This is a genomic window from Limnohabitans sp. JirII-31 (assembly GCF_002778315.1).
Taxonomy (GTDB): Bacteria; Pseudomonadota; Gammaproteobacteria; order Burkholderiales; family Burkholderiaceae_C; genus Limnohabitans.
The window spans coordinates 1-1,468 of the sequence record NZ_NESA01000030.1; the positions used below are offsets into that span (position 1 = coordinate 1).

The 1,468-nt window shown below is 58.2% G+C and carries 1 protein-coding gene; it reads right to left on the bottom strand.

Features of this window, described 5'->3' with window-relative positions; translation table 11 throughout:
• On the bottom strand, positions 1 to 1,468 hold a 1,468-nt coding region (locus B9Z41_RS16800), incomplete at both ends, for a calcium-binding protein (protein ID WP_304441804.1).

A 1,468-nucleotide genomic window follows, 5' to 3' on the forward strand; every position in this document is an offset into this window, starting at 1 on the left:
GGCTGGCGTAGTTAGTGAACCCGACCATGTAGTCCGCACCCTCGGTGCCGTTACGCGTCACCCTGCTGGCGATGTCTCCAACGCCCCACACCGTGCCGTCCGCAAAGCTGATCTTCTCCACTTGGTAATACGCGCTGTTGAAGTAACTCTGTAGGGTGACCGTGTCTGTGCCCCAGCTCAGCTTGAGGTCCTCACCCTCCTGGCTGATTTGCGTGTTACCCACCAACAACCCAGCCCCTAGTTGCAAGGTGTCTGTGTCTTGCCACGTCCAATAATCCAGATCGTTGATCGTGTCTTGCCCATCCCCTTGGTTGAACACATAGGTGTCGTTGCCGAATCCTCCCGAGAGGTAGTCGTTGCCCTCCCCACCTGTGAGCGTGTCGTCTCCGTAATCTCCAGACAAGCTGTCGTTGCCTGCACCGCCCGTCAACGTGTCGTTGCCATCTGCTGCATTGAGAGTGTCGTTACCTGCACCTCCTGTGAGCGTGTCGTTGCCGTATCCTCCGTCCAGTGCGTCATTGCCCACACCTCCTGTCAGCGTGTCGTTGCCGTATCCTCCGCTCAACGAGTCATCGCCTTCACCCCCGTCCAACACGTCGTCCTGGTTGCCACCAATCAGCGTGTCGTTGCCACCTAAGCCGTTGATGCGGCTGGCGTAGTTAGTGAACCCGACCATGTAGTCCGCACCCTCGGTGCCGTTACGCGTCACCCTGCTGGCGATGTCTCCAACGCCCCACACCGTGCCATCCGCAAAGCTGATCTTCTCCACTTGGTAGTACGCGCTGTTGAAGTAACTCTGTACGGTCACCGTGTCGCTACCCCAACTCAGCTTGAGGTCCTCACCCTCCTGGCTGATTTGCGTGTCACCCACCAACAACCCAGCCCCTAGTTGCAAGGTGTCTGTGTCTTGCCACGTCCAATAATCCAGATCGTTGATCGTGTCTTGCCCATCCCCTTGGTTGAACACATAGGTGTCGCTTCCGAACCCTCCTGAGAGGTAGTCGTTGCCCTCCCCACCTGTGAGCGTGTCGTCTCCGTAATCTCCAGACAAGCTGTCGTTGCCTGCACCGCCCGTCAACGTGTCGTTGCCATCTGCTGCATTGAGAGTGTCGTTACCTGCACCTCCTGTGAGCGTGTCGTTGCCGTATCCTCCGTCCAGTGCGTCATTGCCCACACCTCCTGTCAGCGTGTCGTTGCCGTATCCTCCGCTCAACGAGTCATCGCCTTCACCCCCGTCCAACACGTCGTCCTGGTTGCCACCAATCAGCGTGTCGTTGCCACCTAAGCCGTTGATGCGGCTGGCGTAGTTAGTGAACCCGACCATGTAGTCCGCACCCTCGGTGCCGTTACGTGTCACCCTGCTGGCTATGTCGCCAACGCCCCACACCGTGCCGTCCGCAAAGCTGATCTTCTCCACGCGGTAATACTCACTGCTGAAGTAACTCTGTATGGTCACCGTGTCTGTGCC